The 24,763-nt window shown below is 38.9% G+C and carries 28 protein-coding genes; 14 read left to right on the top strand and 14 right to left on the bottom strand.

The features are described 5' to 3' along the window. Nucleotides 1-2 precede the first annotated feature (2 nt). From ACN6NE_RS00140 to ACN6NE_RS00120, 5 genes are all read left to right on the top strand, one after another. The gene (locus ACN6NE_RS00140; RefSeq protein ID WP_129710523.1) at nucleotides 3-854 is read left to right on the top strand and encodes a M56 family metallopeptidase; all 852 of its coding nucleotides are present in this window, start codon (nucleotides 3-5) and stop codon (nucleotides 852-854) included. Between the two features lie 36 nt (nucleotides 855-890). Then, nucleotides 891-1,598, top strand: coding sequence for a DsbA family protein (locus ACN6NE_RS00135; RefSeq protein WP_014459307.1), 708 nt, complete (start codon nucleotides 891-893; stop codon nucleotides 1,596-1,598). Continuing rightward, nucleotides 1,598-2,008 carry a disulfide oxidoreductase gene (locus ACN6NE_RS00130; protein WP_129710522.1) on the top strand — a complete coding sequence of 137 codons (411 nt, stop codon included), beginning with the start codon at nucleotides 1,598-1,600 and terminating at the stop codon, nucleotides 2,006-2,008. Before ACN6NE_RS00135 ends, ACN6NE_RS00130 begins: the two co-directional genes overlap by 1 nt. Nucleotides 2,009-2,953: 945 nt before the next feature. Continuing rightward, nucleotides 2,954-3,436: a DUF2243 domain-containing protein gene (locus tag ACN6NE_RS00125; protein ID WP_129710521.1), complete on the top strand. Its 483-nt coding sequence runs from the start codon at nucleotides 2,954-2,956 to the stop codon at nucleotides 3,434-3,436. Next, on the top strand, nucleotides 3,429-4,187 hold the full coding sequence (locus ACN6NE_RS00120; protein ID WP_474323989.1) for a cytochrome c oxidase assembly protein: 759 nt from the start codon (nucleotides 3,429-3,431) through the stop codon (nucleotides 4,185-4,187). The genes ACN6NE_RS00125 and ACN6NE_RS00120 overlap by 8 nt, the downstream gene beginning before the upstream one ends. A gap of 38 nt (nucleotides 4,188-4,225) precedes the next feature. On the opposite strand, the gene ACN6NE_RS00115 is transcribed toward ACN6NE_RS00120, so the two are convergent. Beyond that, nucleotides 4,226-5,110: a YitT family protein gene (locus ACN6NE_RS00115; protein WP_057244419.1), complete on the bottom strand. Its 885-nt coding sequence runs from the start codon at nucleotides 5,108-5,110 to the stop codon at nucleotides 4,226-4,228. A 301-nt stretch (nucleotides 5,111-5,411) separates the two neighbouring features. On the opposite strand from ACN6NE_RS00115, the gene ACN6NE_RS00110 reads away from it, so the two are divergent. Next, nucleotides 5,412-5,537 carry a hypothetical protein gene (locus ACN6NE_RS00110; RefSeq protein ID WP_276319822.1) on the top strand — a complete coding sequence of 42 codons (126 nt, stop codon included), beginning with the start codon at nucleotides 5,412-5,414 and terminating at the stop codon, nucleotides 5,535-5,537. A gap of 98 nt (nucleotides 5,538-5,635) precedes the next feature. Then, nucleotides 5,636-6,109, top strand: coding sequence for a hypothetical protein (locus ACN6NE_RS00105; protein ID WP_474323987.1), 474 nt, complete (start codon nucleotides 5,636-5,638; stop codon nucleotides 6,107-6,109). Between the two features lie 30 nt (nucleotides 6,110-6,139). Here ACN6NE_RS00105 and ACN6NE_RS00100 read toward each other — a convergent pair whose 3' ends face one another. Both ACN6NE_RS00100 and ACN6NE_RS00095 read right to left on the bottom strand, forming a co-directional pair. Then, a complete protein-coding gene (locus ACN6NE_RS00100; RefSeq protein WP_129710518.1) occupies nucleotides 6,140-6,598 on the bottom strand; it encodes a GyrI-like domain-containing protein in 459 nt (152 codons plus the stop codon). A 242-nt stretch (nucleotides 6,599-6,840) separates the two neighbouring features. Beyond that, nucleotides 6,841-7,068, bottom strand: a complete 228-nt coding sequence (locus ACN6NE_RS00095) for a hypothetical protein (RefSeq protein WP_016764806.1) — start codon at nucleotides 7,066-7,068, stop codon at nucleotides 6,841-6,843. Between the two features lie 128 nt (nucleotides 7,069-7,196). Here ACN6NE_RS00095 and ACN6NE_RS00090 point away from each other — a divergent pair, with 128 nt between their 5' ends. Beyond that, complete coding sequence (locus ACN6NE_RS00090; RefSeq protein ID WP_474323985.1) at nucleotides 7,197-8,195, top strand: NADP-dependent oxidoreductase; 999 nt, start codon at nucleotides 7,197-7,199, stop codon at nucleotides 8,193-8,195. A 40-nt stretch (nucleotides 8,196-8,235) separates the two neighbouring features. Here ACN6NE_RS00090 and ACN6NE_RS00085 read toward each other — a convergent pair whose 3' ends face one another. Next, nucleotides 8,236-8,868 (bottom strand): YitT family protein, encoded by a 633-nt coding sequence (locus ACN6NE_RS00085; RefSeq protein ID WP_098248079.1) that lies wholly within the window; start codon nucleotides 8,866-8,868, stop codon nucleotides 8,236-8,238. A gap of 415 nt (nucleotides 8,869-9,283) precedes the next feature. Between ACN6NE_RS00085 and ACN6NE_RS00080 the strand changes: the two genes are divergently transcribed. Continuing rightward, nucleotides 9,284-10,108: a 5'-nucleotidase, lipoprotein e(P4) family gene (locus tag ACN6NE_RS00080; protein ID WP_129710515.1), complete on the top strand. Its 825-nt coding sequence runs from the start codon at nucleotides 9,284-9,286 to the stop codon at nucleotides 10,106-10,108. A gap of 306 nt (nucleotides 10,109-10,414) precedes the next feature. Here ACN6NE_RS00080 and ACN6NE_RS00075 read toward each other — a convergent pair whose 3' ends face one another. Further along, complete coding sequence (locus ACN6NE_RS00075) at nucleotides 10,415-10,984, bottom strand: GNAT family N-acetyltransferase (protein ID WP_013083913.1); 570 nt, start codon at nucleotides 10,982-10,984, stop codon at nucleotides 10,415-10,417. A 312-nt stretch (nucleotides 10,985-11,296) separates the two neighbouring features. Between ACN6NE_RS00075 and ACN6NE_RS00070 the strand changes: the two genes are divergently transcribed. Then, nucleotides 11,297-12,088 carry a sulfite exporter TauE/SafE family protein gene (locus tag ACN6NE_RS00070; RefSeq protein WP_013057848.1) on the top strand — a complete coding sequence of 264 codons (792 nt, stop codon included), beginning with the start codon at nucleotides 11,297-11,299 and terminating at the stop codon, nucleotides 12,086-12,088. Nucleotides 12,089-12,117: 29 nt separating this feature from the next. Here the strand turns inward: ACN6NE_RS00070 and ACN6NE_RS00065 are convergent, their stop codons facing one another. The 3 genes from ACN6NE_RS00065 to ACN6NE_RS00055 all read right to left on the bottom strand — a co-directional run bounded on the left by ACN6NE_RS00065 (nucleotide 12,118) and on the right by ACN6NE_RS00055 (nucleotide 14,454). Further along, entirely contained in the window at nucleotides 12,118-12,843 is a 726-nt protein-coding gene (locus ACN6NE_RS00065; RefSeq protein WP_474323982.1) for a class D sortase, read from the bottom strand. Between the two features lies 1 nt (nucleotide 12,844). After that, the gene (locus ACN6NE_RS00060; protein ID WP_121945510.1) at nucleotides 12,845-13,978 is read right to left on the bottom strand and encodes a processed acidic surface protein; all 1,134 of its coding nucleotides are present in this window, start codon (nucleotides 13,976-13,978) and stop codon (nucleotides 12,845-12,847) included. 344 nt (nucleotides 13,979-14,322) lie between these two features. Further along, entirely contained in the window at nucleotides 14,323-14,454 is a 132-nt protein-coding gene (locus ACN6NE_RS00055) for a hypothetical protein (RefSeq protein ID WP_013057845.1), read from the bottom strand. A 335-nt stretch (nucleotides 14,455-14,789) separates the two neighbouring features. On the opposite strand from ACN6NE_RS00055, the gene ACN6NE_RS00050 reads away from it, so the two are divergent. The 4 genes from ACN6NE_RS00050 to ACN6NE_RS00035 all read left to right on the top strand — a co-directional run bounded on the left by ACN6NE_RS00050 (nucleotide 14,790) and on the right by ACN6NE_RS00035 (nucleotide 19,601). After that, the gene (locus tag ACN6NE_RS00050; protein WP_025751101.1) at nucleotides 14,790-15,347 is read left to right on the top strand and encodes a thioredoxin family protein; all 558 of its coding nucleotides are present in this window, start codon (nucleotides 14,790-14,792) and stop codon (nucleotides 15,345-15,347) included. Between the two features lie 384 nt (nucleotides 15,348-15,731). Further along, the gene (locus ACN6NE_RS00045) at nucleotides 15,732-17,375 is read left to right on the top strand and encodes an APC family permease (protein WP_129710513.1); all 1,644 of its coding nucleotides are present in this window, start codon (nucleotides 15,732-15,734) and stop codon (nucleotides 17,373-17,375) included. Between the two features lie 323 nt (nucleotides 17,376-17,698). Beyond that, complete coding sequence (locus ACN6NE_RS00040; protein ID WP_129710512.1) at nucleotides 17,699-18,322, top strand: LysE family translocator; 624 nt, start codon at nucleotides 17,699-17,701, stop codon at nucleotides 18,320-18,322. Nucleotides 18,323-18,755: 433 nt separating this feature from the next. Then, complete coding sequence (locus ACN6NE_RS00035) at nucleotides 18,756-19,601, top strand: N-acetylmuramoyl-L-alanine amidase family protein (RefSeq protein ID WP_129710511.1); 846 nt, start codon at nucleotides 18,756-18,758, stop codon at nucleotides 19,599-19,601. A 47-nt stretch (nucleotides 19,602-19,648) separates the two neighbouring features. Here ACN6NE_RS00035 and ACN6NE_RS00030 read toward each other — a convergent pair whose 3' ends face one another. The 6 genes from ACN6NE_RS00030 to ACN6NE_RS00005 all read right to left on the bottom strand — a co-directional run. Then, nucleotides 19,649-19,966, bottom strand: a complete 318-nt coding sequence (locus tag ACN6NE_RS00030) for a DUF3243 domain-containing protein (protein WP_013083905.1) — start codon at nucleotides 19,964-19,966, stop codon at nucleotides 19,649-19,651. 217 nt (nucleotides 19,967-20,183) lie between these two features. Next, nucleotides 20,184-20,690: a PCYCGC motif-containing (lipo)protein gene (locus ACN6NE_RS00025; RefSeq protein ID WP_474323977.1), complete on the bottom strand. Its 507-nt coding sequence runs from the start codon at nucleotides 20,688-20,690 to the stop codon at nucleotides 20,184-20,186. A gap of 84 nt (nucleotides 20,691-20,774) precedes the next feature. Next, nucleotides 20,775-21,395, bottom strand: a complete 621-nt coding sequence (locus ACN6NE_RS00020) for a class I SAM-dependent methyltransferase (protein ID WP_474323975.1) — start codon at nucleotides 21,393-21,395, stop codon at nucleotides 20,775-20,777. 58 nt (nucleotides 21,396-21,453) lie between these two features. Beyond that, on the bottom strand, nucleotides 21,454-24,015 hold the full coding sequence (locus ACN6NE_RS00015; protein WP_474323974.1) for a heavy metal translocating P-type ATPase: 2,562 nt from the start codon (nucleotides 24,013-24,015) through the stop codon (nucleotides 21,454-21,456). Between the two features lie 31 nt (nucleotides 24,016-24,046). Continuing rightward, on the bottom strand, nucleotides 24,047-24,406 hold the full coding sequence (locus tag ACN6NE_RS00010; RefSeq protein ID WP_129710508.1) for an ArsR/SmtB family transcription factor: 360 nt from the start codon (nucleotides 24,404-24,406) through the stop codon (nucleotides 24,047-24,049). Between the two features lie 262 nt (nucleotides 24,407-24,668). Continuing rightward, a partial coding sequence (locus ACN6NE_RS00005) for an IS3 family transposase (RefSeq protein ID WP_157842248.1) occupies nucleotides 24,669-24,763 on the bottom strand: 95 nt, incomplete at its 5' end.

Raw genomic sequence — 24,763 nt, 5'->3', positions numbered from 1 at the left:
CAATGAATCAAGGAATACTAAAGCGTTCTAAGCTTATTTTTAACCTGTGCTTTTTTATTGCCGTGACGTTGCTTATGCAAATGGGCATGTATGTGCTGCATTTGCTGTTTGGATGGAATTTATCATTTAACTTAATTTTACTTTGTAACAAAGTAGCCCACTTTTTCGGCTTGTTTTTTATTGAATACATGCTGAATGCGGTTGTTTTTCATACGATGTTTGTACTGTTCATTAAAGCTGTAAAGCAAGTAATTCAAATGCGGAAAGTCCGTAAAATGATTACGAAGCTACGAAATGAGACAATAACGGCTGACCTACAAAAAGCGTACGGAAAAGATTTAACAGTCTTAACAACAGATCAGCCTATTGCATTAACAATGGGGTTGTTTACACCGCACATCGTCCTGTCTACAGGATTGCTGTCGGTGCTTGATGAAAATGAACTAGAAGCTGTTATTTACCATGAGCAGTCACATGTTGCAAACAAAGATCCGCTCAAAACGTTTTTATTAAGCACGCTTGCCTCTGCATTATGGTATATTCCGTTTATTAAATGGAGCCATAAACGCTTCAAAGTCATGCGTGAAGTGCTGGCTGATCAAGATGCTATTGTAAAAAATGGCACGCCCGCTCACATTGGCAGCGCACTTTTAAAAATGGTAAAAACCGGACAGACCAGCTTTTCATGTGTGCACGTATCGTTTGCTGATACGTCGGTTAATTATCGCATTCAATATATTTTAAATCCGGAAACGAAAATGCCGATGCAGCCTCCTGTTGTTTTAACGCTGACGTCGCTATACGTGTTTTTTATTTTGTGTGCGCTAATTTTTACAGCTCTAACAGCTTTGTAAGTGTGTAAGAGAGAAAGAAAAGAAGGAGATGAGGTTGTGTCAAAAGCAAAGAAAAAGAAAAAAGTAACGCCCAATCAGCAAACGTCCTCGAGCAAGTGGATTTTTTGGGTGATTGGAATTATTGCGGTCTGTATTTTAGGGTTAATCGTCCTTTCTAATATGTCAAAGGGCGGAGGAGATGAAAAGGCGGCTCTTACATATGATAACCAGCCGTATCTTGGAAAAGAGTCAGCCCCGGTAGAAGTGGTAGAGTTTGGAGATTACAAATGCCCGGCTTGTAAAAACTTCACGGAATCCTTTTTCCCGCTGATTCAAAAAGATTATGTAGATACAGGCAAAGTCAAATTCTACTTTATGAACTATGCGTTTATCAACAACGACTCTTCTCGTGCAGCAGAGTTTGCTGAAACGGTATACAAAGAGCTTGGAAACGATACATTCTGGAAATTCCATGAACTTCTTTATAAAAAGCAAAACGCAGCGGACGAAAAGAAAGATGTCTTAACGGAATCTTACTTAGAAGATACGCTAAAAGAAGTGTCAAGCGATGCCGACGCGAAAAAAGTAGCGAGTGCATTTAAAGACGGAAAAGGAAAAGATGCGTTTGATCAAGATATGAAGACAGCCAATGACTTAGGCATCACAGGTACACCAACCATTTATGTAGGCGGCAAAAAATTCGAAGGAAAAACAATCGATGATTTTGATCAAATGGTCAAAGATGCCGCTAAGGAGAACAAATAATGAACAAGTCTTTGGTTTTCGGGTGGATCACAGCGCTGATCGCGGTGCTTGGAAGCTTGACGTTTAGTGAAGTTCTTCACTTTATCCCGTGTGAACTTTGCTGGTATCAGCGAATTTTAATGTATCCGCTCGCGATTGTGCTAGGTGTAGCCGTGTATCGGAATGATACGTTCATCTACAAATACGTCCTGCCGTTTTCTGTGATTGGTATGGCGCTTTCAGGCTATCATTATTGCCTGCAGAAGATACCGGCTCTTAAAGCATTTGAAACGTGTACAAGCGGTGTTCCTTGCTCAGGTCAATATATTAACTGGCTTGGGTTTATCACCATTCCTTTTTTAGCGTTTATTGCTTTTACCATTATTACGATTATGATGCTTGTTCTTCGCAAGCAGGCGAAAAAAGCTTAACCTCCGGGTTAAGCTTTTTTGTATGGACACAAAAAAAGTCCCGCTTACAAGAAGCGGGTGCAAATAGGGTACATCTATGAAAAATGATGAAATTGTTTTGACAAGAACAGTATATAAAAGAAAAGTGAAAAAACGGTGAAAAGAGAAAAGCTTTTTTAAAAAATAAGGGGAAAATATGCTTTTCTTATAAAAAAAGCCCCGCTCCCAAAAAGCGGGGAATAAATAGGGGTCATTTATGAAAAATGATGAAATTGCTTTGACAAAATTAGTATACAAAAGAAAAGTGAAAAAACGGTGAAAAGATGGAAGCTTTTAGAAAAAATAAAAAAAGACCTGTTTTGGGGAAACAGGTCACTAGAAAGGGAGTAAAACTATGAAAAAATATGCTAATTGGCTTTCCACATACTATCTTACCGCCCAATAGTGAAAAAACAGTGAAAAGAAACATCAAACAAAAAAAGACCTGCTCTGGGGAAGCAGGTCTTCAAAAGGAGTAAAACTATGAAAAAAATATGCTAATTGGCTTCGCAAGTACTATCCTATACCTTTATGGTGAAAAAATGGTGAAAAGAGAAAATGGATATAAAAAAAGACCTGCTCTGGGGAAGCAGATCTTCAAAAGGAGTAAAACTATGAAAAAAATATGCTAATTGGCTTCGCAAGTACTATCCTATACCTTTATGGTGAAAAAATGGTGAAAAGAGAAGCGGGGTATAAAAAAGACCTGCTTTGGGGAAACAGGTCATTAGAAAGAGAGTAAAACTATGAAAAAATATGCTAATTGGCTTTGCAAATACTATCGTATACCTTTATGATGAAAAGATAGTGAAAACAACATTAGGATATAGCTCCTATTTTTCTATATTATAGATTTATCTCTCGTTAATAGGGTATACGTTCATTAGAATCCATATTAATTTGAAGAACTTGCAGGGAGGAATAGATATGGAAAAAGAAAGCAAAGCAACTACGGATCAGCGCGTGATTCACCGTAGTCGAAATAGCTGGTCAGGCTTTTTGTTTGGCGTAGGGTTAGTTGCTTTTATTGATGAAGCAGTGTTTCATCAGCTGCTTCATTGGCATCATTTTTATGATAAGTCCACAACGGCCGCTGGTTTAGTGTCGGATGGTTTGTTTCATGCATTCAGCTGGTTCGCTACAATTGCATCACTTTTTATGGTGGCAGATCTAAGGCGCCGGGGCGGCTGGTGGGTAAAAAGGTGGATAGGAGGAGTATTGCTTGGAGCCGGGGCGTTTCAGCTTTATGACGGGACCGTGCAGCATAAGCTTATGGGACTTCATCAAATCCGGTACGGAGTGAAGATTGCACCTTACGACATTACGTGGAATGTACTTGCATGTTTGATGCTGCTTATTGGCATCATTTTAACGTGGTTTACACGTAAACAAGGTGCACATCATGATTAAATATGAAGTATTGTCTCAGCTTTTATTAGCCCTGCCTTTTGTCGCTGCCTTTTTTTTATACATGTGGGCTGTAGCGTCTTCGAATGCAACGTATAGAAAATGGTCATTATATAGGACGTCCAGCTGGACACTTGGTATTTTATGCGCCGTATCTTCTGTAGCAGGACCGTTCGCAGCCCGTGCTCATATGGACTTTACTGCGCATATGACGGGGCATTTGCTTTTAGGTATGCTAGCTCCGCTTTTAATGGCGTTAGGAGCACCTCTTACGCTGCTGCTTCGCACGCTTCCGGTTCATGCAGCCAGAAAAGTGTCAAAACTTTTAAAAGGGCGGTTTGTTCGGTTCATCAGCAGTCCGGTGACAGCTTCTGTTCTTAACGTAGGAGGACTTTGGATTCTTTATACAACAAGTCTGTATGGTATGATGCATCACTCTTTTTTCGTGCATGTCGCTGTACATATTCACGTGTTTTTAGCCGGCTATTTATTCACCGTATCCATGATTTCAATCGATCCTTCGCCGCATCAGAAAAGTTTTACGCACCGGGTTTTCGTATTAATAATTGCTCTTGCCGCTCACGGTATTTTATCAAAATATGTGTACGCTCACCCGCCTATGCATGTCTCAGCGGAAGGGGCACAGCAAGGGGCTATGCTGATGTATTACGGAGGCGATTTAATCGACTTATGTTTAATTGTGCTTCTTTGTTATGAATGGTTTAAGCGGGTTCAAAAAGTATCTCTTACATAAAAAAACGCGCAGAAAGCATTATGCTTTCTGCGCGTTTTTTAGTGAATGTTTCGTTTTTTAAAGCGTCCGCCGCGGACTTCGGTAATATCTGCAACGGCTAAAAAGGCAGTAGGGTCAAAATCTTCAACAATGGTTTTTAGCTTTGATTCTTCAAGGCGCGTAATGATGCAGAAAATCACTTTTTTATCATCGCCCGTATAAGCACCTTCACCGTGCAAATAGGTAACGCCTCGACCTAGACGCGCATTAATCGCATCGCCAATTTCGTCGGAATATTCACTAATAATCCAAGCTGATTTTGATTCTTCCAATCCTTCCACAACCGTATCAATGGCTTTAGCTGCAATGATGTACGCAAGGATGGAATACATGGCGCGGTCCCACGTGAACACAAATCCCGCTGCTCCTAAAATGAAGAAGTTGAAAAACATCACAATTTCTCCTACAGAAAACGGAATTTTTTTACTGATTAAAATGGCAAGTATCTCCGTACCGTCAAGCGCTCCGCCGTAGCGAATTACGAGTCCAATTCCAATTCCGAGAATAATTCCTCCAAAAACGGTAGCAAGAAGAACGTCTGCAGTAAACGCGGGGACTTCATGAAACATAGAAGTTAAGATGGATACAACCAGTATGCCAAAAATAGTGGAAAGGGCAAATGTTTTCCCCATTTGCTTATACCCGATAAATACAAACGGAAGATTTAGTACAAAAAGAAAGATTCCTAGATTTACGCCAGTAATATGCGAAAGCATAATGGAAATACCGGTAATTCCTCCGTCGACAACGTGGTTTGGAACAAGGAAAATTTCAAGTCCTGTGGCCATGAGCAGCGCACCAATGGCAATAGCGATGGCCCTTCCAAATACCTGTCCCTTGGACAGCTTTCGGTGCTGAATTTTCGTTTTTTCGAGTTCTGTCATTTGCATGTCTCCTTTGATGTCTCCTATGTATTTCTCACTTTAGAAAAGTGAAACTATCTTTAATTATACCTTACTGTGCACAATTAGTGGGGATAGACGGCTTAATTACTTGTTTCACCACATAAAAAAGCCTGCTTTAGAGTCATAAGCAGGCTTTTTAAGGAGTAAAACGATGAAAAAAGATAGTTGGCTTCACGGCTTTAACTATATAGAAACTTGATGAAAAAATAGTGAAAACGCCGGCATGTGCGGTAAGAAAATCGGGGATACTAGTTAATAAAGGCCAAAAGGAGATGACGAAATGAGCGTGTGGATGATGTATAATCACTTGATGCATTCGCAAATCTTTTTAAGCAGCGTATTGATTAGCGGTATTCTTCTTCTTAGCGGAGGGTTTGTGTACGGCAGAATAATGAGCAAAAAGTGAACCTAATATTGCCACGGATAGGTTGTTAATGGAAGATGCTCAATAGCTGCTTGGTTAATGTTATACTTGCTCCATAAGCTTAGCGTGGAGGTGTCAGCATGAGCAAGCATCATGATCTAACAGCATCATACGGAGAATCGTTAGTGACGTGTGAACATCAGTTTGAAGCTAGCTATTACTATCATCAAGTGCGCGAACAGTGCATGAATCACATTCATGAAATAAGCAAAGCGGTAGATGAATTCACCGTTGATTTTACAGACGAAAGTTTGAAAGTATTAGAGCTTCTTTACTATGATCTAGAAGACAGCAATTGTTTTGACTATTTTTCGATGACAAAAGAAGAATTCGAAGAGTGTATGGGCGTATACTTTGGTGAAGTGGTTACGTCTACTATTGACGAAGCGCGCTGGGTTGTGAAAGAATATCCGCTTATGGAAAACAAGTATGTGACCGGAATTGAAAAAGGAAATCTTTCACTCATGTTTCCCCATGGCTTTTTTAACCATAAAGAGCGTCATCCAGAGTGCGTTTTTACTCTTTATCATTTATATATACAGCTGCAAAAATAGGAAAAAAGGTGAACGTAAGTTCACCTTTTTTTATTGTCCCAGCTTTATGGGAATATAAATATCCATTTCATATGTATCACTATATAAATTGCTGTGTATAGCTGTATTTACAATTTCAAGAGCAGGACCTTCAATCATGCTGTAAGGAGAGTTCGGCAGCCATTTATTCCAGATGCTGTTGTACGTCGACCCGAGCGATGTAATGGGACCTCTGTGTTTAAACTGCAGGTATGTAAACGAAGGAAACGTATGAACACTCATACCGTTTGGAATACAAGCCGTATCAGCCACTTCTTTCCCTGCAATATAAAAATAATTTTCTTTTTTCGGAGCCATGCAAATGCCTGTAATCATATGAGGTTCCTTTGAAGAGGTAATCATTTCTTTTTCTTTAAGTATTTGCTTCAAAAGATTCTCTTTTTGGTATTCTCCGTTTTTTGCTATGCCTATCACTGAAAATCCTTCTTTATATACAACTTTACCTTGCATAATCCACCTCGAATTTTTCAAGCTCTAGCTTTTATTCTATCAATCATAAATTACTTTACCGTGATTGTAACATAATCTTAAGTAGATATCGATGCAGAAAATGGAACATGAGCAAAGCTTCAAACACATGCTTGAGATACTCTAATTATTACATAAAAACAGCGCGGGAATTCGTACGCTGTTTTTACGAATGAAACACTTTATTTATATAACGTTTATGAAGAGTGAATCCGGGAAACTCCTTAATATAAGTCAAAATGGTAGCTAAACCAGTAGTCGTCCTGCACATTCTTTGTGTTTGAAGCGACAATATGCTCATGACCTTGTTCGTCCGTGGCAATCCAGTTGTAGTTGATATCCATTTTAATCGGATACATATTGCCTTTTTTAAACAAAATAACGGGGGGAGTTACTTCAACAAACTCGTTTAGTTTTTTAACAACATCTTCTTTACAGCGAATTAGCTCCATGTCTTTTTCTCCTTCGGTGTTATTGCACAATCATATTTTTTGCGTTGTGCACAATATATAATTTAAAATAACAAAAGTAAGTTTAGCACATTTTACAAAAAACAGAGAAATAAAAAGGAGCGATATCGATGAATGAACAAATTTTATTAGCAGAACGCCCAAAGGGAATGCCAACAAAAGAAACGTTTAAATACGAAAAAATTGAAATGCCTACAGTGAAAGAAGGCGAGGTACTTGTTCAAACACTGTACCTTTCTGTTGATCCGTATATGAGAGGACGCATGAACGATACAAAATCATATGTTCCTCCATTTGAGCTAAACGCACCGCTTGCAGGCGGCATTGTAGCACGCGTGACGGAATCAAAATCAGATCGCTTTAAAGAAGGCGATATCGTGACGGGTATGCTTCCTTGGAAACGCTATTCAGCTGCAGAAGCAAAAAACTTACAGAAAGTTGATCCAAAGCTAGCGCCAATTACAACGGCTATCGGCGTTCTTGGTATGCCTGGTCTCACAGCTTACTTTGGACTGCTTGAAATCGGTCAGCCAAAAGAAGGCGAAACAGTAGTCGTTTCCGGTGCAGCAGGTGCTGTTGGATCTGTTGTTGGTCAAATCGCTAAAATTAAAGGCGCACGTGTTGTCGGCATTGCAGGTTCTGAAGATAAAATTGCTTATTTAAAAGATGAGCTCGGATTTGATGAAGTGATTAATTATAAAAAAGGAAATGTGAAAGAAGCGTTAGAAGAAGCGTGTCCTAATGGCGTTGATGTTTACTTTGAAAACGTCGGCGGAGAGATTTCAGATGCAGTTGTTAGCTTATTAAATAAATTTGCGCGCATTCCGCTTTGCGGTCAAATTTCACTGTATAACTTAGAAAAACAAGATGTTGGACCACGTGTTCAAACACCTTTATTAATTAACAGTGCGTTAATGAAAGGCTTTATCGTAGCCGACTATGCAGACAAATTCCCTGAAGGCATTAAGCAGTTAGGCGAATGGGTGCAGCAAGGAAAAATCAAGTACAGCGAAAACGTTGTAGAAGGTTTTGAAAATGTACCTGAAGCGTTCCTTGGTTTATTTAAAGGAGCAAACTTAGGAAAACAGCTTGTAAAAGTAGCAGAATAAGCATAAAAAACCGTGCAGGATCATTCCCGCACGGTTTTTTTTACATGGTTGAAGCCGTTTGTTGTTTCGCTTCTTCTTCCATATGTTCACCAGTTCGTTCGATTGGCGAGCGTTTGTGATAGCGTCCAAGCAGTCCTGTCATGATGAAGATACCGATTAACGAATAAAGAACTTGAACTACGCCGAATACCACTGTTGCAGAGCCTACAATCAACACATCTGTCAAAAGCATTGTTTTACCTGGATTAATGCCAAATCGTTTATCAAGAAACACGCATAGCATGTTGATTCCGCCAAGAGAAGAACCGTGGCGAAACAAGAAGATCAGTCCAATGCCGACAATAACGCCGCCCACAACCGCAGCTACAAGCGGATGCGGAAGCGCAAACGAAAAGTTGGCAGCTAATAAATCGGACATCACTGACATCAGGCTAACGCTGATGAAGCTTTTTATCGTAAATTGAAGTCCAATTTGCGTAAGAGCCATAAAATAAAATGGTAAATTGATAATAAAGAACAATACCCCAAATGAAATACCGGTTAAATGCTGCAAGACGATTCCAAGTCCTGCTGTTCCGCCAATAACGAGGTTAGAAGCAGTTAAAAATTGAATTCCGATGGCAACGCACAAACAGCCAAAGGTAATCCATCCCCATTGTTTTACGTGATTCATATCTCCATCCCCTTTTGTATATTTATACAATACTTTCGATAGAAAACGCCGTCTTTTAATTCACAAAATCTATTTTACTATATATCTTTTCAAAAAAAAGCACTTTTGTGAGAAAATCTAACACAAGATTAAAAGTTAGATAATTCAGATTTATTAAGTTTTTTGAAGCGAATGAGTGATAAACCAATATGTTTCTAAAAAAAGATTCCAAAGAAAGAATGAGAAAAACGGATTTTGGAAAATGTATAAACAAATATTTGGATAATGGTTAAAAAAAGGGAGAAAACATTAGTTAAAACGAACAATTTTAACTAAAATCAAAATATAATTCGTATTTGTATTGATTTTTCGTTTAATTGAGGTAATATATAACATTATTAGCATGAAAATATGTAGAGATGGAAGTGGATGCGAAATGAATAAGAAATTATCAGCGTTGACAGGGGTGGCTGTACTTGCTTTTTCACTGACAGCATGTGCCCCTCAGCAGGAAAAAGAAGTGTCTGCTGAGAAAAAAGAACCCGCTCAACATCTAGCTGATCAGCAAATCATGGCCGACGCTTGGTACCAAACATCCGGCGAAATGAAAGCTTTGTATTACCAAGGCTATAATACTGGAAAGCTTCGTTTAGATGAGGCGCTTGCAAAAAGTACCGATAAAAAGCCTGCCATTATTTTGGATTTAGATGAGACCGTGCTTGATAATAGCCCATTTCAAGCTTCAGCAATCAAAACTGGCAAAGGATTTCCTTATAAATGGGATGAGTGGGTGCAAGCAGCAAAAGCGAAAGCAGTACCAGGTGCTGTTGATTTCTTGACGTATGCGGATCAAAAGGGTGTAGATATTTACTATATTTCGGGCCGTACAACTTCTCAGCTTGAGGCAACAATTAAAAACCTAAAGAATTTAAATATTCCTCAAGCAACCAAAGACCATGTGCTATTAACGGGGCCAAAAGATGAAGGAAAAGAAACGCGCCGTCAAAAAGTAGCGACGAATCATAATGTAGTTCTGCTGTTTGGTGATAATTTATCTGATTTTAGCGGCTTTGATAAAAAGTCCATTACTGATCGAAATAAGCTTGTAGAAGAGCAAAAAGAAACGTTTGGCCAAAAGCTAATCGTATTTCCAAATCCAATGTATGGAGATTGGGAAGGAGCTATTTATAACTACGACTACTCAATTTCGGACAAACAAAAAGATAAGCTTCGCCGCGAACAGCTTCAGTATTTCAACTAAAAAAGAGATGGAGACATAACGAAATCGCTCCAATCCAAAGATGAACAAATTAGATACATGAGCTGAACCGCTTGTTACATCGCTGTTGATTTCCGTTCAAGACTGCGCTCTCCAATCAACAGCTAGAAGCACCTGCATTGAAACCTATGTTCGCCATCACAATAAAAAATCCGAACGAGGTTGATTCTCCATTAAGAATCAATCTCGTTCGGATTTCCCTTCAACTCACATATTGTTGTCCCAGCTTCTTTTAATCTTTTCACTATTGCTTGTTCAAACGATAACTTGTCCAAATGATCCTGCTTTTTAAGAAAGAAGCCAAGGGGCATAAGGAGCTTGCTTCCACTCGTGTTTTAACATGCCATAAATCACAAGGTCATGGTAGTGATCATATAGGTATTCACCTTCTCTGCAAATGCCTTCTTCTGTAAAACCTAGACGCGTAGGGATGGCTTTACTTTTTTCGTTATTAACGCCGCAGCGTATTTCGACTCGATGAAGGTTTAACGTATTAAATGCATAGTTCAGGCATCCGTGTACGGCTCTTGTCATAATACCTTTTCCTTGAAAATCATGTCCAATCCAATAGCCAAGACTTGTACTTTTGTTTCCCCAATTAATTCCGTGAAAACCAATCATCCCTGCGATTTCTCCGTAGTACCGAATGATGGCCTGGAATCCTTGGTTATTATAATATTGAGCTCTCCATTCAGGGATGAGTTCATCATAGTCAGCAATACTTTGCATGCTATCTACCCATGGGAGCCATTCTTTTAGGTAAGGTCTTGACTCGTTAATAAGAGAAAGCAAGGGGAAAGCGTCAGTTGATTCAATCAAATGCAAACTAACTTCGTCATCAATTTTGTATTCAAACATACGAAAGCCTCCTGTGATGATGGGCCTGCTGAGATAAGCGTAGCGTGTAGGCAGTTCTAACATCTAGTTTTTCTTTATTCTACCACAAGTAACAGAAGGTAGAACGAGGAAGTTTAGGCTAAAAGTAAATAACGCATAAAGTCGATAGGATTTTAATGATTAAAAAAATTAATAATTGAAAGCACTTTTATCAATATTTTTACAGAAAAGAAGCATATACAGTGATACAATGGAAGAAGAGATAAGGCGTTGTATTTATACATACTTTATAACAAACATGATATTGGATTGATAAAAGCAGGTGGTAAAAACATGGATGTACAACTATTAATAACGGTATTTGCACTCGGGTTTTTCGGGTCATTTTTAGCAGGTATGCTTGGAATTGGAGGATCAGTTGTTTTGTATCCGCTGTTGCTATTTGTTCCGCCTCTTGTAGGAGTGGGAATGTTCAGCGCGCACGAAGTAGCTGGTATAGGGGCCGTACAGTCGCTGTTTGCGTCTGTTTCAGGAGCTCTTGCTTACAAAAAGGGCGGCTATTTAAATAAACCGTTAATTTTATATATGGGTATCAGCGTCTTAGTTGGCAGTCTCATTGGTTCAACACTATCAAACTCGTTTTCAGAAGGAATGATCAATTTCATTTACGGCGTGATGGCAACAATTGCTGCAGGATTAATGTTTATGCCAAAAAAAAATAATCCAGCGGCCGATTCATTCGAAGTGACGTTTTCAAAACCTTTGGCAGCAGCTCTGGCGTTTTTAGTTGGAATTTGCGGGGGGATTGTCGGAGCAGGGGGCGCATTTTTACTTGTTCCTATTATGATTACCGTGTTAAAAATTCCTGTGCGCGTAACGATTGCAAGCTCATTAGCCGTGACGTTTATTTCGTCTATGGGAACAACATTCGGTAAAGTAATGACGCATCAAGTCCTTTTGCTTCCGGCGCTTATGATTATTGGAGCAAGCTTACTAGCAGCTCCAATCGGCGCTTTCGTAGGGCAAAAGACGAAGGTAGCGTCGCTGCAAGTTATCTTAGCGATCGTTATTACGGCGACTTCCCTGAAAATATGGTTTGATTTACTAATGAAATCTATTCATTAAAAAAAGCTGACTTTTTAAGGACAGCTTTTTTATTTTGTTGTTGATGACACAAGGTGAGCGACTAAAATATAGCGTTCAGGTGCTGAACCAACGTAGTTAAATGGATAACAGGTGCTGACGGTTAAAGTGGCTCTAGGCTTTGGCACAATAACAGTCCGGTCATCTGCATCAACGATTCGTACTTTGTTCACTTTGTATGTGAAGGTGCCTGCTGCCGTGTTCACCACGAGCGAATCGCCTTCACCCACGTCGCCAAGCTTACGAAAAACCGTATCGCGATGTCCTGATAGAACAGAATTGTCGTTTTGACCAGGCAATACGCTTCCTGCAAAATGACCCACGCCTTTTTCTAATTCATCTTCGTTCGTACCGTGATAAATCGGCAGCTTAGCGTTTAATTTAGGAATATATAATTCTCCCATTAAATCACCGATTTTTGGCTGTTTCGGGTAAGACACATTTGACACTTTCGGCTTTTTTTCCGAGCTAGCAGTACGAGAGTGTACCGCTTTTTTAGCTTCAGCAGAAGAAGCTTCAGCAGAAGAGTCTGCTGTTGAAGAGTCCTTGCTTTTAGAAACTGAAGCTGCGGCTGGTTCTTCTGTGTCCATTGTTTTAAATGCCAAATAGCCTCTTGCAAATTTATAGGCGTTTGTTGTTGTAAACCAAAGACCAAAGCAAATGACGGCGGCTAAAAGGGAAAGAACAATCAACCGCTTTTTGCGATTGATTGTTCTTCTTGTTTTTCTTGGTTCCATTTTATGCGCGTCTCACTTTGCGGAAAAGAACAAAGCCAGCTGCTACAAGCACTAATCCAATTAATGTATTTGTTACATAATTAGAAGCCGTTTCCGGAAGTTTTCCACCTTTAACGGTTTTTTGTACAGCGCCATTCGTTTGTTTCTTCACCGGTTCTTGTTTCTTTTCTACTGCTGGTTTTTGTGCTTGAGCTGGTTTTGCTACAGCTTCAGCAGATTTTTCTACTTCTTTTCCTGTGTCTGTGATGATATCAGAATTAAACATATCGCCTGTGATCACCATGTCTGCTAAAAATTTACCGTCTGTTGTATAAAGAGAAATTTTTAGACTTGCATTTTTTAATTCTTCTAAGTTGATTAAATCAGTAAGAGAAAGCGGTCTTTCATTTCCGCCTTGTACAAGTGCAAACTTAGCGTCTAAATGGAAGATTGATAGCATTTCTTTATAAATAGACATTAATTCAGCAATTTGATCCGCAGATAATTCTGTCGCTGTATCAAAATCTTCGAATGCCGCTAAGCGCTCGCCTAATTGATCTAAGCGGTTAAGCGTTGCTTCATTTGAAAGCTCATCTTCTAACGATGTAAAATGTGCTTCAATTCGATTTAACTCTTCTGAAGTTAAGCCTAATTCAGACTGCATAAACGATAGTAAGCCGCTTAAATCTTCTTCGCTTAATTCATCATCGTAAGAAGCGTCTTCTTCATCATATGACTCATCATCTTCATACCAGTCGTCGCCCTCTAGATAGAAGCCAACATCCTCGTATAAATCATCTAGGTACACATAATCGTCTAAGCTTTGACCGTTCTCTTTTAATAACGCATTCAAGCTTGTTTTGTCTAAGTCAAAATCTGCATACACATCTTGCACGTTATGTAAGTCAGCTGCAATTGGTTCACCTAAAAAATCTTCTAAATCTGCGATTGTATCGTAGTTTTCAAGACTATCGTCATACAGTGAAAGTGAATATTCAACGTCGTCTTTGGTTACTTCAAAGCCTCGCGTTTGGCTTACCGATTTTAAATACTTGTTGAAATCTGCGTCAAATGTTGACGCTGCTGCGAATGAAGACGTTGGAAATACGCCAACAAACAGCAGAAATGATAATAGTATTGCCCCCAGTTTTTTCATCAATTTTCTCCTTTTTTTTACGTTTTCTACAAGATTATATAGGAAGAGTTATAAATTTACAATATATACTTATATTATATATACCTTGAATATAGTGGTGATTTAAGGGATTTATAGAACTATAGATTTTGAGAACACCGTATGAAAGGGGGTGGAAAGCCCTAGATAGAAAAAGGAGGAAATAAAGAAAAAGGTTTATAATTGTTTTTGACAGAGGCAGAAATATAAAAAAGTATCAAAAAAGAACAGCACTTAGAAGCTGTTCTTTTTGAAATGATATGTAAGCCTTAGCATAGATAGTTGAAATTCGATACCGTTCCGCTTTAGAAAAAGGTGGTTACGAGTTATGATTTTAGTAAGGATAGTGAAGAAAAGTGAGAGCGCGGTTTTGTCAGCTCTATTTTGATTCCTTTTAGCCTTAAACGTTCTACAAACTGTTTGCGTTTTTTTCGCTTTTCATGCGGGGATTGATTCATATTTGCCTCATCCTCCATATTTAGTCAAGTAGCTAACATATCATTATCATAATCAAAAGATGACGGTTACACAATAAACATTCTCAAATATTCACAAAGATTTAAAATTTGTTACATTGATAGTGTACATGTACCCCATTCTCTTTTTTTATAACATCTCAATGTGCTGTTTTTAAATCGAAGTTTTGTAAATCCTGTCGCAGGCTAAAAAACGCGCTGACTTTTATATTTTGATTCACTGTGCTTAAAAGCTATACTAGTAGTGCGTATAGAAAAGAGTAAACCGAATTTTTACATCTCATCTATTCGTATACAAAAAAGAAAGAGGGATTTTCATGAAAACAGAACAGCAGTATTTTGAAGAAGGAAAATCAATTCAAACATATATGAACGACATGAGTACATTAAAAGAGGAAAGTTTAGCTGTTTATGAACAATTTCAGCTTCCTAAAGATGGACTGGCTGACAAATTAAAGGCTCACAAGCTTCACTTCTTAGCGATTACTGAAGATTGGTGCGGAGATGCGATGATGATTAACCCAATCATTCGTAAAGTAGCTGAAGCTGCCGGTATTGATGTGCGCGTTGCACTGCGAGATGCGGACACCGAATTAATTGACCGTCACTTAACAAACGGAGGACGTGCCATTCCGATTATTTTAATTTTTAATAATGAAGGGACGTTACTTGGGAAGTGGGGCCCCCGTGCTCCCGAAGTTCAGCAAATCGTCGATGAGCTTCGTGCCACGCTTCCTTCAAAAGAAGATCCTTCGTTTGAAGAAAAACAAAAAGAAGTCTTTTCTTCGTTACGAACAAGATATAAAGAAGAACCGGCTCTTTGGTCGTATGTTTATAACAGCTTTAAAGAAACGGTATTAGCTGTTGTGAAATAACTTAAAAAAGCAAGATAAAATGAAGCATTCATTTTATCTTGCTTTTTTTTCTGGTTATCCCATCGAAATACGCTTGTATATCACTTTAACGGAAAGGCTGCTTTTAATAATGTCTGTGTTCAAAACGCGCACTTTTAAGTAAGAAAATGTACAAAATTCTAAAAATAAAAATATTTTTTATTCAAAACGCGTACTTTTTAACTTGATGATGATATAATAACAAATAATAAATGAAGAAAGGGGACGCGTGAATGAATGTAAAAGCTTTTGGTTAGTACTTTTAAGCAGCATTTTTAGAGATCAAAATGAATTTTATTTTTTAAATTTAATGAAAGCGCTTAATAACTAACTTCTCAGAAAATATAGAAGAAAGGTGTTAGATACATGAATAACTTACATAGAAAAATGGGAACGTTCTCTCTCATGATGGTCGGTCTGGGATCTATTATTGGATCAGGATGGCTGTTTGGAGCATGGAGAGCTGCTCAAATTGCAGGTCCCGCAGCAATTGCTTCTTGGATTATTGGAATGGTTGTTATTTTATTTATAGCTCTTTCTTACAGTGAACTAGGATCGATGTTTCCAGAAGCAGGAGGTATGGTTAAGTATACGCAATACTCGCACGGCTCATTTCTGGGCTTTATTGCGGCTTGGGCAAACTGGATTGCAATCGTATCGGTTATTCCTGTTGAAGCCGTTGCTTCTGTTCAGTATATGAGTTCATGGCCGTGGGAGTGGGCGAAATGGACAGGCAGTTTAGTAGAAAACGGGATTCTTACCGGAAAAGGCTTAGCTATTGCTACAGGACTATTAATCATTTATTTTCTTCTAAATTACTGGACCGTAGGCTTATTTTCGAAAGCTAATTCACTTATTACCGTGTTCAAGATTGTAATTCCAGGGCTTACGATTGGTGCTCTTTTATTTGCAGGGTTTCACGGCGGGAATTTTTCTTCTGCAGGAGGCGTTGCTCCAAATGGATGGGCAAGCGTTTTGACAGCTGTTGCTACGTCTGGGATTGTGTTTGCTTTTAACGGTTTTCAAAGCCCCATTAATATGGCGGGAGAAGCGAAAAATCCGGGACGCTCTATTCCTATTGCAGTAGTAGGTTCCATTTTAATTGCGACCGTGATCTATGTATTGCTTCAAATTGCGTTTATTGGAGCGGTAAATCCTTCAGAAATCGTAAAAGGATGGAGTCATCTTAACTTTAATTCGCCGTTTGCCGATTTAGCGATTGCGTTAAATATTAACTGGCTTGTTATTGTTTTATATGCCGATGCTTTTGTATCGCCATCAGGAACGGGTATTACGTATACAGCTACCACGTCACGCATGATTTATGGTATGGAAAAAAATAAATACTTGCCGAATATACTGGGACGAGTTCATCCGCTTTACGGAGTTCCTCGTCAAGCCATGTTCTTTAATCTATTTGTCTCATTCATCTTTTTATTTTTATTTAGAGGCTGGGGAATATTAGCCGAAATTATTTCTGTAGCTACGTTAATTTCATATCTTACTGGTCCTATCACAGCTATGACGTTAAGAAAAACGGGGACCGAGCTTTATAGACCTTTACGTATAAAAGGGTTAAATGTAATAGCGCCTCTTGGCTTCATCTTTGCTTCACTTACTCTTTACTGGGCAAGATGGCCGTTAACTGGACAGGTATTATTTATTATTTTAATAGGGTTACCGATTTATTTTTACTACCAAGCAAAATCAAAATGGAAAGGCTTTGGTCAAAACTTCCGAGCTGGGGTTTGGATGATTGTCTACTTATTATGTATGATGACAATCTCTTGGATAGGAAGTGAAAAGTTCGGGGGACTCAATATTATTAAATACGGCTGGGATATGGGTCTTATTGCAATTGTTGCACTATTCTTTTATGCTTGGGCACTTAAAAGCGGATACAAAACAGAGTATTTAAAAGAAGCAATCCATGTTAATAATGAAATGAAAGCAGCGGAAGCACAGACTGCCTCAGCTAAAGAACAGATCATAGAAAAACAAATTAAATAAGTAGTAAAAATGAGACTGGGACAAAAGTATTTCAGTTGAAGTCAAATGCGAACTATTAATTATTTTTTGATTGGTAGTTCGTGTTTTTTTGTGGTTATGCTGAATATAGATTTTATGTGTATAGTTGGTTCTAGCAGTTGCACGGAAATCAACAGCGGTGTAACAAGCAGTCCAGCTTATGTATCCAATTTGTTTGTCTTTAGATTAGATTGATTTAGTTATGTCCCAGCCTCTTCTTTTGTGGATGAATTTTATTTTTTTGAATACTAGATAGTAAAAAATGCTATAATGGTGGGCAAAATCATACAGGGGGAGAACGACTTATGGATATCGTATCAATCACTTCTTTTTTAGGCGTAGCCGCTTTACTTACGGTTATGCCCGGTCCTGATAACTTATTTGTTTTAGCACAAAGCATATCAAACGGTAAATATGCAGGAATCTCGACTTCATTAGGGCTTTGTACGGGCTTGCTTGGTCATATAGCTGCAGCAACATTGGGTCTATCGGCTGTTATCTATCAATCGGCTTTAGCGTTTGCTATTGTAAAATACGCTGGAGCAGCTTATTTATTATATCTGGCTTATAAGACGTTTACAGCAAAAGATTCCGCTCTCGCTGTTGAAAACAAAGAAGCCGTTGAGTACAAGGTACTATATAAAAAAGGAGTGATTATGAATCTGCTAAATCCAAAAGTTTCGCTTTTTTTTCTTGCTCTTTTACCTCAGTTTGTTAATCATTCAACCGGACACGCCACACAGCAAATGCTCGTTTATGGAGCTGTATTTTTAGTTCAAGCGCTGATTATTTTTACGTTAATTAGTCTATTTGCAGGGAAAGTAGGGGAGTTTTTGCGAAAATCTCCGGCGCTGTCTAAGCGGCTTAATCTCGTGCAAGGCTCTATCTTTACGCTTATTGGCTTAAAAATTGCTTTTAGTGAGAAATAGCAGAAGATAAGACGGTAAACCTGCTTTTTATCTGCATTAATAGGCGGGGGCATAAGTAGTTTAATTAAAGGAAGATCCGAACGATAAATCCAATTCGCTCGGATTTTTTATGTCTATGGTAAAAGTAGGTTTCATGTATGTAGTTGCTTCTAGCTGGTGATTGGAGGGCAAAACGAAGCCTTGCACGGAAATCAACAGCGGTGTAACAAGCAGTCCAGCTCATGTATCCCATTTGTTCGTCTTTATTTTGTGCTTTAAAACAGCGGAGAATACCTAGCAAAATCCTGCTTTCTTGTGTGAATTTTCTCGAATGTTTTAAGGGGACGAACCCTTCTTGTCCAATCACATATATATAGAATGAGAGATAAAACATCTGGCAAAGCCGGTGTTAATCATAAGTTCTTTCATATTATAATTGAAAGGAAAGGTTCACATGAAAAAAGTATGGCTAGATGCAGGACATGGCGGTACAGATTCAGGTGCTTTAGGAAATAATTTGCGTGAAAAAGATATTACGCTGCAGCTTGTACTACACGCGCGGGCGTATTTAGAACATAACTATTCAGTAGATGTTCAAGTAACTCGTTCAACCGATGTGTTCGTTTCATTATCAGATCGAGCGAGCCGGGCTAATGCATGGGGAGCGGATATTTTTGTTTCTATGCACATTAATGCTGGCGGCGGTACTGGATTTGAAACGTATCGGTATCCATCACAAGAGGGAAGTCAATCTTCTCTTTTACAAAAAGAGCTGCACACGGAGATTTTAACAATCATGCGGAAATTTGGAACGATTGCAGATCGCGGTTTAAAAACGGCCAATTACGCTGTACTGCGTGAAACAAATATGCCAGCTGTCTTAACAGAAAACTTGTTTATCGATACGACAGCCGACGCTGAAAAATTAAAAAGCGCTACGTTTCTTCGAGAAGTGGGAGAAGCGCACGCGCGTGGAATTGCTAAGTATTTAAACTTACCTTCTAATCAAGTTACATTCTATACCATTCAATCTGGAGATACATTTTATAGTATTGCAAAGAAGTATAATATCACCGTTCAGCAGCTGCAGGATGCAAATCCTGGCGTAGATCCTACAAAACTGCAAATTGGTCAGCAAATTGTTCTTCCTGTCACTACGTATACTGTACAAGCAGGAGATACGTTCTATAGCATTGCGAAAAAATATAGCATAACCGTTCAGCAGCTGCAGGATGCAAATCCTGGCGTAGATCCTGCAGAATTACAAATTGGTCAGCAAATTATCATTCCAGCTGTTTAATATCTGTAAATAAAAAAGATGACACGGCAGCGTGTCATCTTTTTTATTTATTGAACTAATCTTACAAGCATATGGGCAAGGTGATGCTGCTGTTCTTTGTCTCCAACCTTCCACAGTTCGTGAAGCAGGTTTTCCTCTCGATTGCGCGGCTCTTCATGCTTAGCAAGGTAATCAGCTACTTTCTGAGCTGTTTTAGCCAGCTGTTCCTCATTCATCCCTAACTTTTCGCCTTTTGAGACCTTGTCCCCTAGATAACTTTTAAATCCTTCGAAGCTAGAGAGAATATCCTCTTTTTTCTCCTCGCTCATCGAATTAATTGCTCCTTCAACTTTTGCTGAATGATTTGTTTCTACAGAATTACTCATAGTTTTTTTCTCCTCTCATGGTTATATTTGGGTGTTAGAAAGCATATTCCCTGAGGATTCAGTAAATAAACGTCCAAATGTTTTATTTTTATATTATGGCGTTTTACAAGGACTTAAAAGCTGGGGTCAAACGAGATTTTATCAACCAATAATAAAATGACAAAAAAGACTTTGAATAAAGAAATCAAAGTCTTTTACTGATTTTTATACTGAAGCATCATACTTCGGGCGTAGGAGTAGGCGTGGCATAGCCTTCCTTATATTTATTATCGATTTCTTGACGAATTTCTTCTATGCTTTTGCCTTTGCTGTAGTCTACTACAGCTTGAGCGGCTATTTCTAAACAGACGCCGCATTTTGTTCCGTGATCATCCCACGTCACTGCGCCGTTTCCTTTGTTTTCAAAAATAAAACAGTCGTAGTTGTTTTGATGATTAGCTTCTTCTCCACATCCGCAGTAGCAAGGAATGTTTTCTAGTAAGGTTTGATGCTTAGCAGCCGCTGCATAAATAAGCTGCATGTCTTCGGGCTTGTCACTCAGAAAAGAGGGAAGAGTTTCACTATTTTTTGTTTCTTCTCGTTTATCACCTAATGTGTGCTGCTGATATTCTTCATGTTGTGTTGCTTCTGTACGTTTGCTGCCTGAACTTTCTTTACTTTCGTTTCCGCAGCCGGAGACCATGCTTGCTGCAAGGACAACTGTTATGACCTTTGATTTCATCATCAAAATGTTCATCCTTTCTTCAATTAAAGCCAGACAATAATATGTAGACCCATCATGTTAAACAGGCATCATTCGTCTTTGAAGTCATTCATCAACTTTCTGCAAAATAATTTTCCGATACATACCTTTCAACATGGCGCTTGAATTCTCCTTCAAGATAAGCTGATCTCGGCTTGCTTCAAACACATGTTCAAAAGAGAGCCCAATATCCGTTCCTAGTAATTTTACGAAAGGGCGGAATATTTTTTTAGGAAAAGCCGCTGATTTCTTTTTGGTTTCAAATTTATCAAAAATCAGGATAGTTCCCTTAGGTTTTACTACTCTTGTCATTTCTTTTAAAGCTTGCTTCGCATCAGGTACTACGCTAAGAATTAAGCTTGCTACAACCACATCAAATGAAACAGAGTCGAATGTTAGCTGCTGAGCGTCCATTTGGTGGAAAGTTATAGATCGATTTTTGTATTTATCTTTTGCTTTTTGAAGCATTTCACTGGAATAGTCGATGGCTGTTACATTTACTTCATGAGGAATAAAAGCTAAATCTGCACCCGTTCCAACACCTACAAATAAAATGCGCTGTTCAGATGAAAAGTGGACGTCTTGAAAGACTTTTTTTCTGGCTCGATAAAACATCCCGTTATTAAAAAACGCATCATAAAAAGGGGACCAACACTTATAAATAAATTGATTCCAGCGGTTATTCACGTAAACCCTCCTAGAAAATAAGCTTTCCAACGCCTGCTGGAAAGCTTATGGATTACATTTATTGTTTCATTTTGAGTAAGCGAAGACTGTTTAAAATAACAAGTAGCGCTGCTCCTGTATCGCTTAAGACGGCAATCCATAGAGTAAGCCACCCTGGGAAGATAAAGGCTAAGGCGATGACTTTAACAATAATAGAAAACCAAATGTTTTGTTTGATGACAGCTAATGCTTTGCGGCTTAGCTTCATCGTATGAGGAAGCTTTTCCAAATTGTCTGCCATCAGGACAATATCAGCTGTTTCCATGGCTGTATCAGTACCAGCACCGCCCATTGCAATGCCAAGATCAGCAGTTGCGAGGGCAGGGGCGTCATTAATTCCATCTCCAACCATAGCGGTTTGGTACCCTTCATGTTGAAGCTGCTGTATGGCCTTTACTTTGTCTTCAGGCAGCAAATCAGCGAAATAGCGGTCTACCCGAGACTCAGAGGCAATCATTTTAGCTGTTCCTTCGTTATCACCGGTCAACATCACAATTTGCTGCATTCCGTTTTGTTTGAGGCTTTCTAAAGCAGATACGGTTGTATGTCTGATGGTATCAGCTACGCTAATAATACCTAGAATACTTTTAGCTGTTCCGACAATAATAATCGTTTTACCTTCGTTTTGAAGCTTTTCAATATGAGACCAGCAGTGGGATAGAGGTGTTTCTAAATCTGAGAATAACTTTGCATTACCTGCATAATAAACCGTTTCTTGAATTGTTGCTTGCACGCCTTTTCCTGTAAGAATTTTAAAATTTGATCCTTTTAAAGAACCGACTTTCTTCTCCTCTGCATAATCCACGATAGCGCGGGCAATGGGGTGATTCGAATGATCTTCAAGCGTTTTTGCTATCGCTAAAAGCTGATTTTCTTCAGCAGCAAGCGAAACAACCTCTGAAACGGCTGGTTTGCCTTCTGTCAGCGTTCCTGTTTTATCAAAAGCAATCGCATTGATTGCACCTGCTTTTTCTAAAAATGTCCCGCCTTTAATGAGCACGCCATTTTTCGCCGCGTTTCCAATAGCAGATACAATGGCGACGGGAGTAGAAATGACTAGCGCACATGGACAAGCCACAACTAATAATTCAAGCCCCTTGTAAAACCATTCACTCCATGCACCATCAAACAGGGGAGGGATGACCATAATGAATAAAGCTAAAATAAAGACGATAGGCGTGTAAATGGTTGCAAATTTATCAACAAATGCTTGAGTAGGTGCTTTTTTCTCCTGTGCTTCTTCCACTAAATGAATAATTTTAGAAATCGTCGTATCTTCGACTAGCTTTGTTACCTTAATTTCTAACGATCCGCTTTCGTTAATCGTGCCTGCATAAACAGCATCACCGATTACTTTATCAACTGGAATAGATTCACCTGTAATAGGAGCTTGGTTGATACTGGATTCGCCGTTTGTAATTTCACCATCTAGCGGAATTCGGTCTCCTGGCTTTATGACAATCTTAGTGCCGATTGAAATATCTTCCGCTGCTTTATTAATCAGATGTCCTTTTTCTTTCACCCATGCTTCAGAAGGAGCTAAATCCATCAAACCTCGTATCGAGTCTCTTGTTTGTTCAATCGATCTTGTTTGTAGAGCAACGCCTAAAGCAAATAGCCAAACGACCGTAGCACCTTCAAGCCATTCACCAATAACAGCTGCTCCAAGCGCTGCAACGGTCATTAAAACATTCATGTCTAAGGAACGGCTTTTAATTCCATAATAAGCACTTTTAGCCGGCTTATATCCGCTAACAATCATGGCAATAGCGTAGAGTACAGTTGTCATATAAGAAGCAATTCCTGTATGAGAACCGATAAAACCTAATGCGATGAGAATACCCGAAAAAACAATCGGTCTATTTTGGCCTTTATGGTGCCGCGATTCAGTAGACTGCCTGCTGCCGGTTACTAAAGTAGCGGTATACCCAGCTTTAGATACTTCTTTAATAATGTCATCGGCTTCGTTATCGTGCTCAATTTGTGCTTTTCCCGTTGAGAAGTTCACGCGTACATCTTTGACAGCAGGAACTGTTTTTAAATGATTCACAATCGTGTTCGCACAAGCCGCGCAGTCCATTCCTTCAATCAAATACGTTTTCATTTTTTTATTTGATTGGATAGGCTCAATGTTAAACCCTAGTTTTTCTACTGAGGTTGGAATGAGTGACAGAGCTGACTCACTTGCCGCCGCTACCTGGAGCTTCCCTGTATTATAGTTGAGAGTTACGTGGTGAATATCGTTTAATGTTTTTAAACTTTTTTCAATCGTCGCGGCGCAGGAAGGACAATCCATTCCATATACGCGGTATTCAGCCGTTTCTTCTATGTCACTGTCGCCTGATACTATATCGTGATCACTGCAGCAAGAATGCTGGCCTTTGTCGGTCGTTAACGCAATCGTATCTGAACAGCAGCTGTGACTGTGTTCATGACTCTTTGTGCCGCAGGAAGAAGGCTCTTCAGTAGATGCGGTTTCTGAAGAAGAGGAGCAGCAGGTCTTGCTTTCAATTTCTGGCGAAGAAGATCCGCTGCAGCAGTTTCCGGTATGCTGATGATTTTTTTTATCTTCGTGTTTCATTGTGTCCCACTCCCTATACGGTAAGAAAAACTTAAATAGTTACGTCTTGTTTTTTAGCAAACATGATATCAATTACTTGTTTAATATGTGCATCTCTTAAAGAATAAAAAGCTAACTTTCCTTCTTTGCGATAATTGGAAATTCCTATGTTACGCAGCAGTCTTAAGTGATGAGAAGCAGTCGCAACTGTAGAGCCTACAATATTGGCTACGTCACATACACATAATTCCTCGCCTTTATACAGAGCCAAGACGATTTTAAGCCTCGTTTCATCTCCTAACGCTTTGAACAGGGCAGAAACACCTTGAACAGCTTCGGCATCGATAGCAGGCTTAATACTATTCACTTTTTCTTCATTAAAACAATAAATATCACAGCGGTCTTTTGGCATAATTTCCTCCTTCATTCAAACATTCAAATGATTGTTTGTTTATAATATATGTCAATTTTAAAAAATGTTCAAACATTTATTGATTATTCGGAATTTTTTTCTGAGCAAAACATAAATATAGGAAGAATAAATATGGAAAGTATGCCTATTAGTGTATGTACTCTGGACTAAATAGTGCGGGCAAAAAGAGAATGACTTTACGTGCAGAACAAAACAAAAAGCCACTCCCTGTGAACTGAACCCGAAAAGTTAGACCCTTTATCTAAGCAGCGAATGAGGATTGAATTCTGTATTCTACAGGGGTCAATCCTTTTAATTTTACTTTTATTCGTTTGTGGTTGTAATAAACAATATACC

The organism is Priestia sp. 53B2, assembly GCF_056099005.1.
Note: the sequence above shows the minus strand (reverse complement) of the source record. Positions and strands in the feature narration are given on the sequence as shown.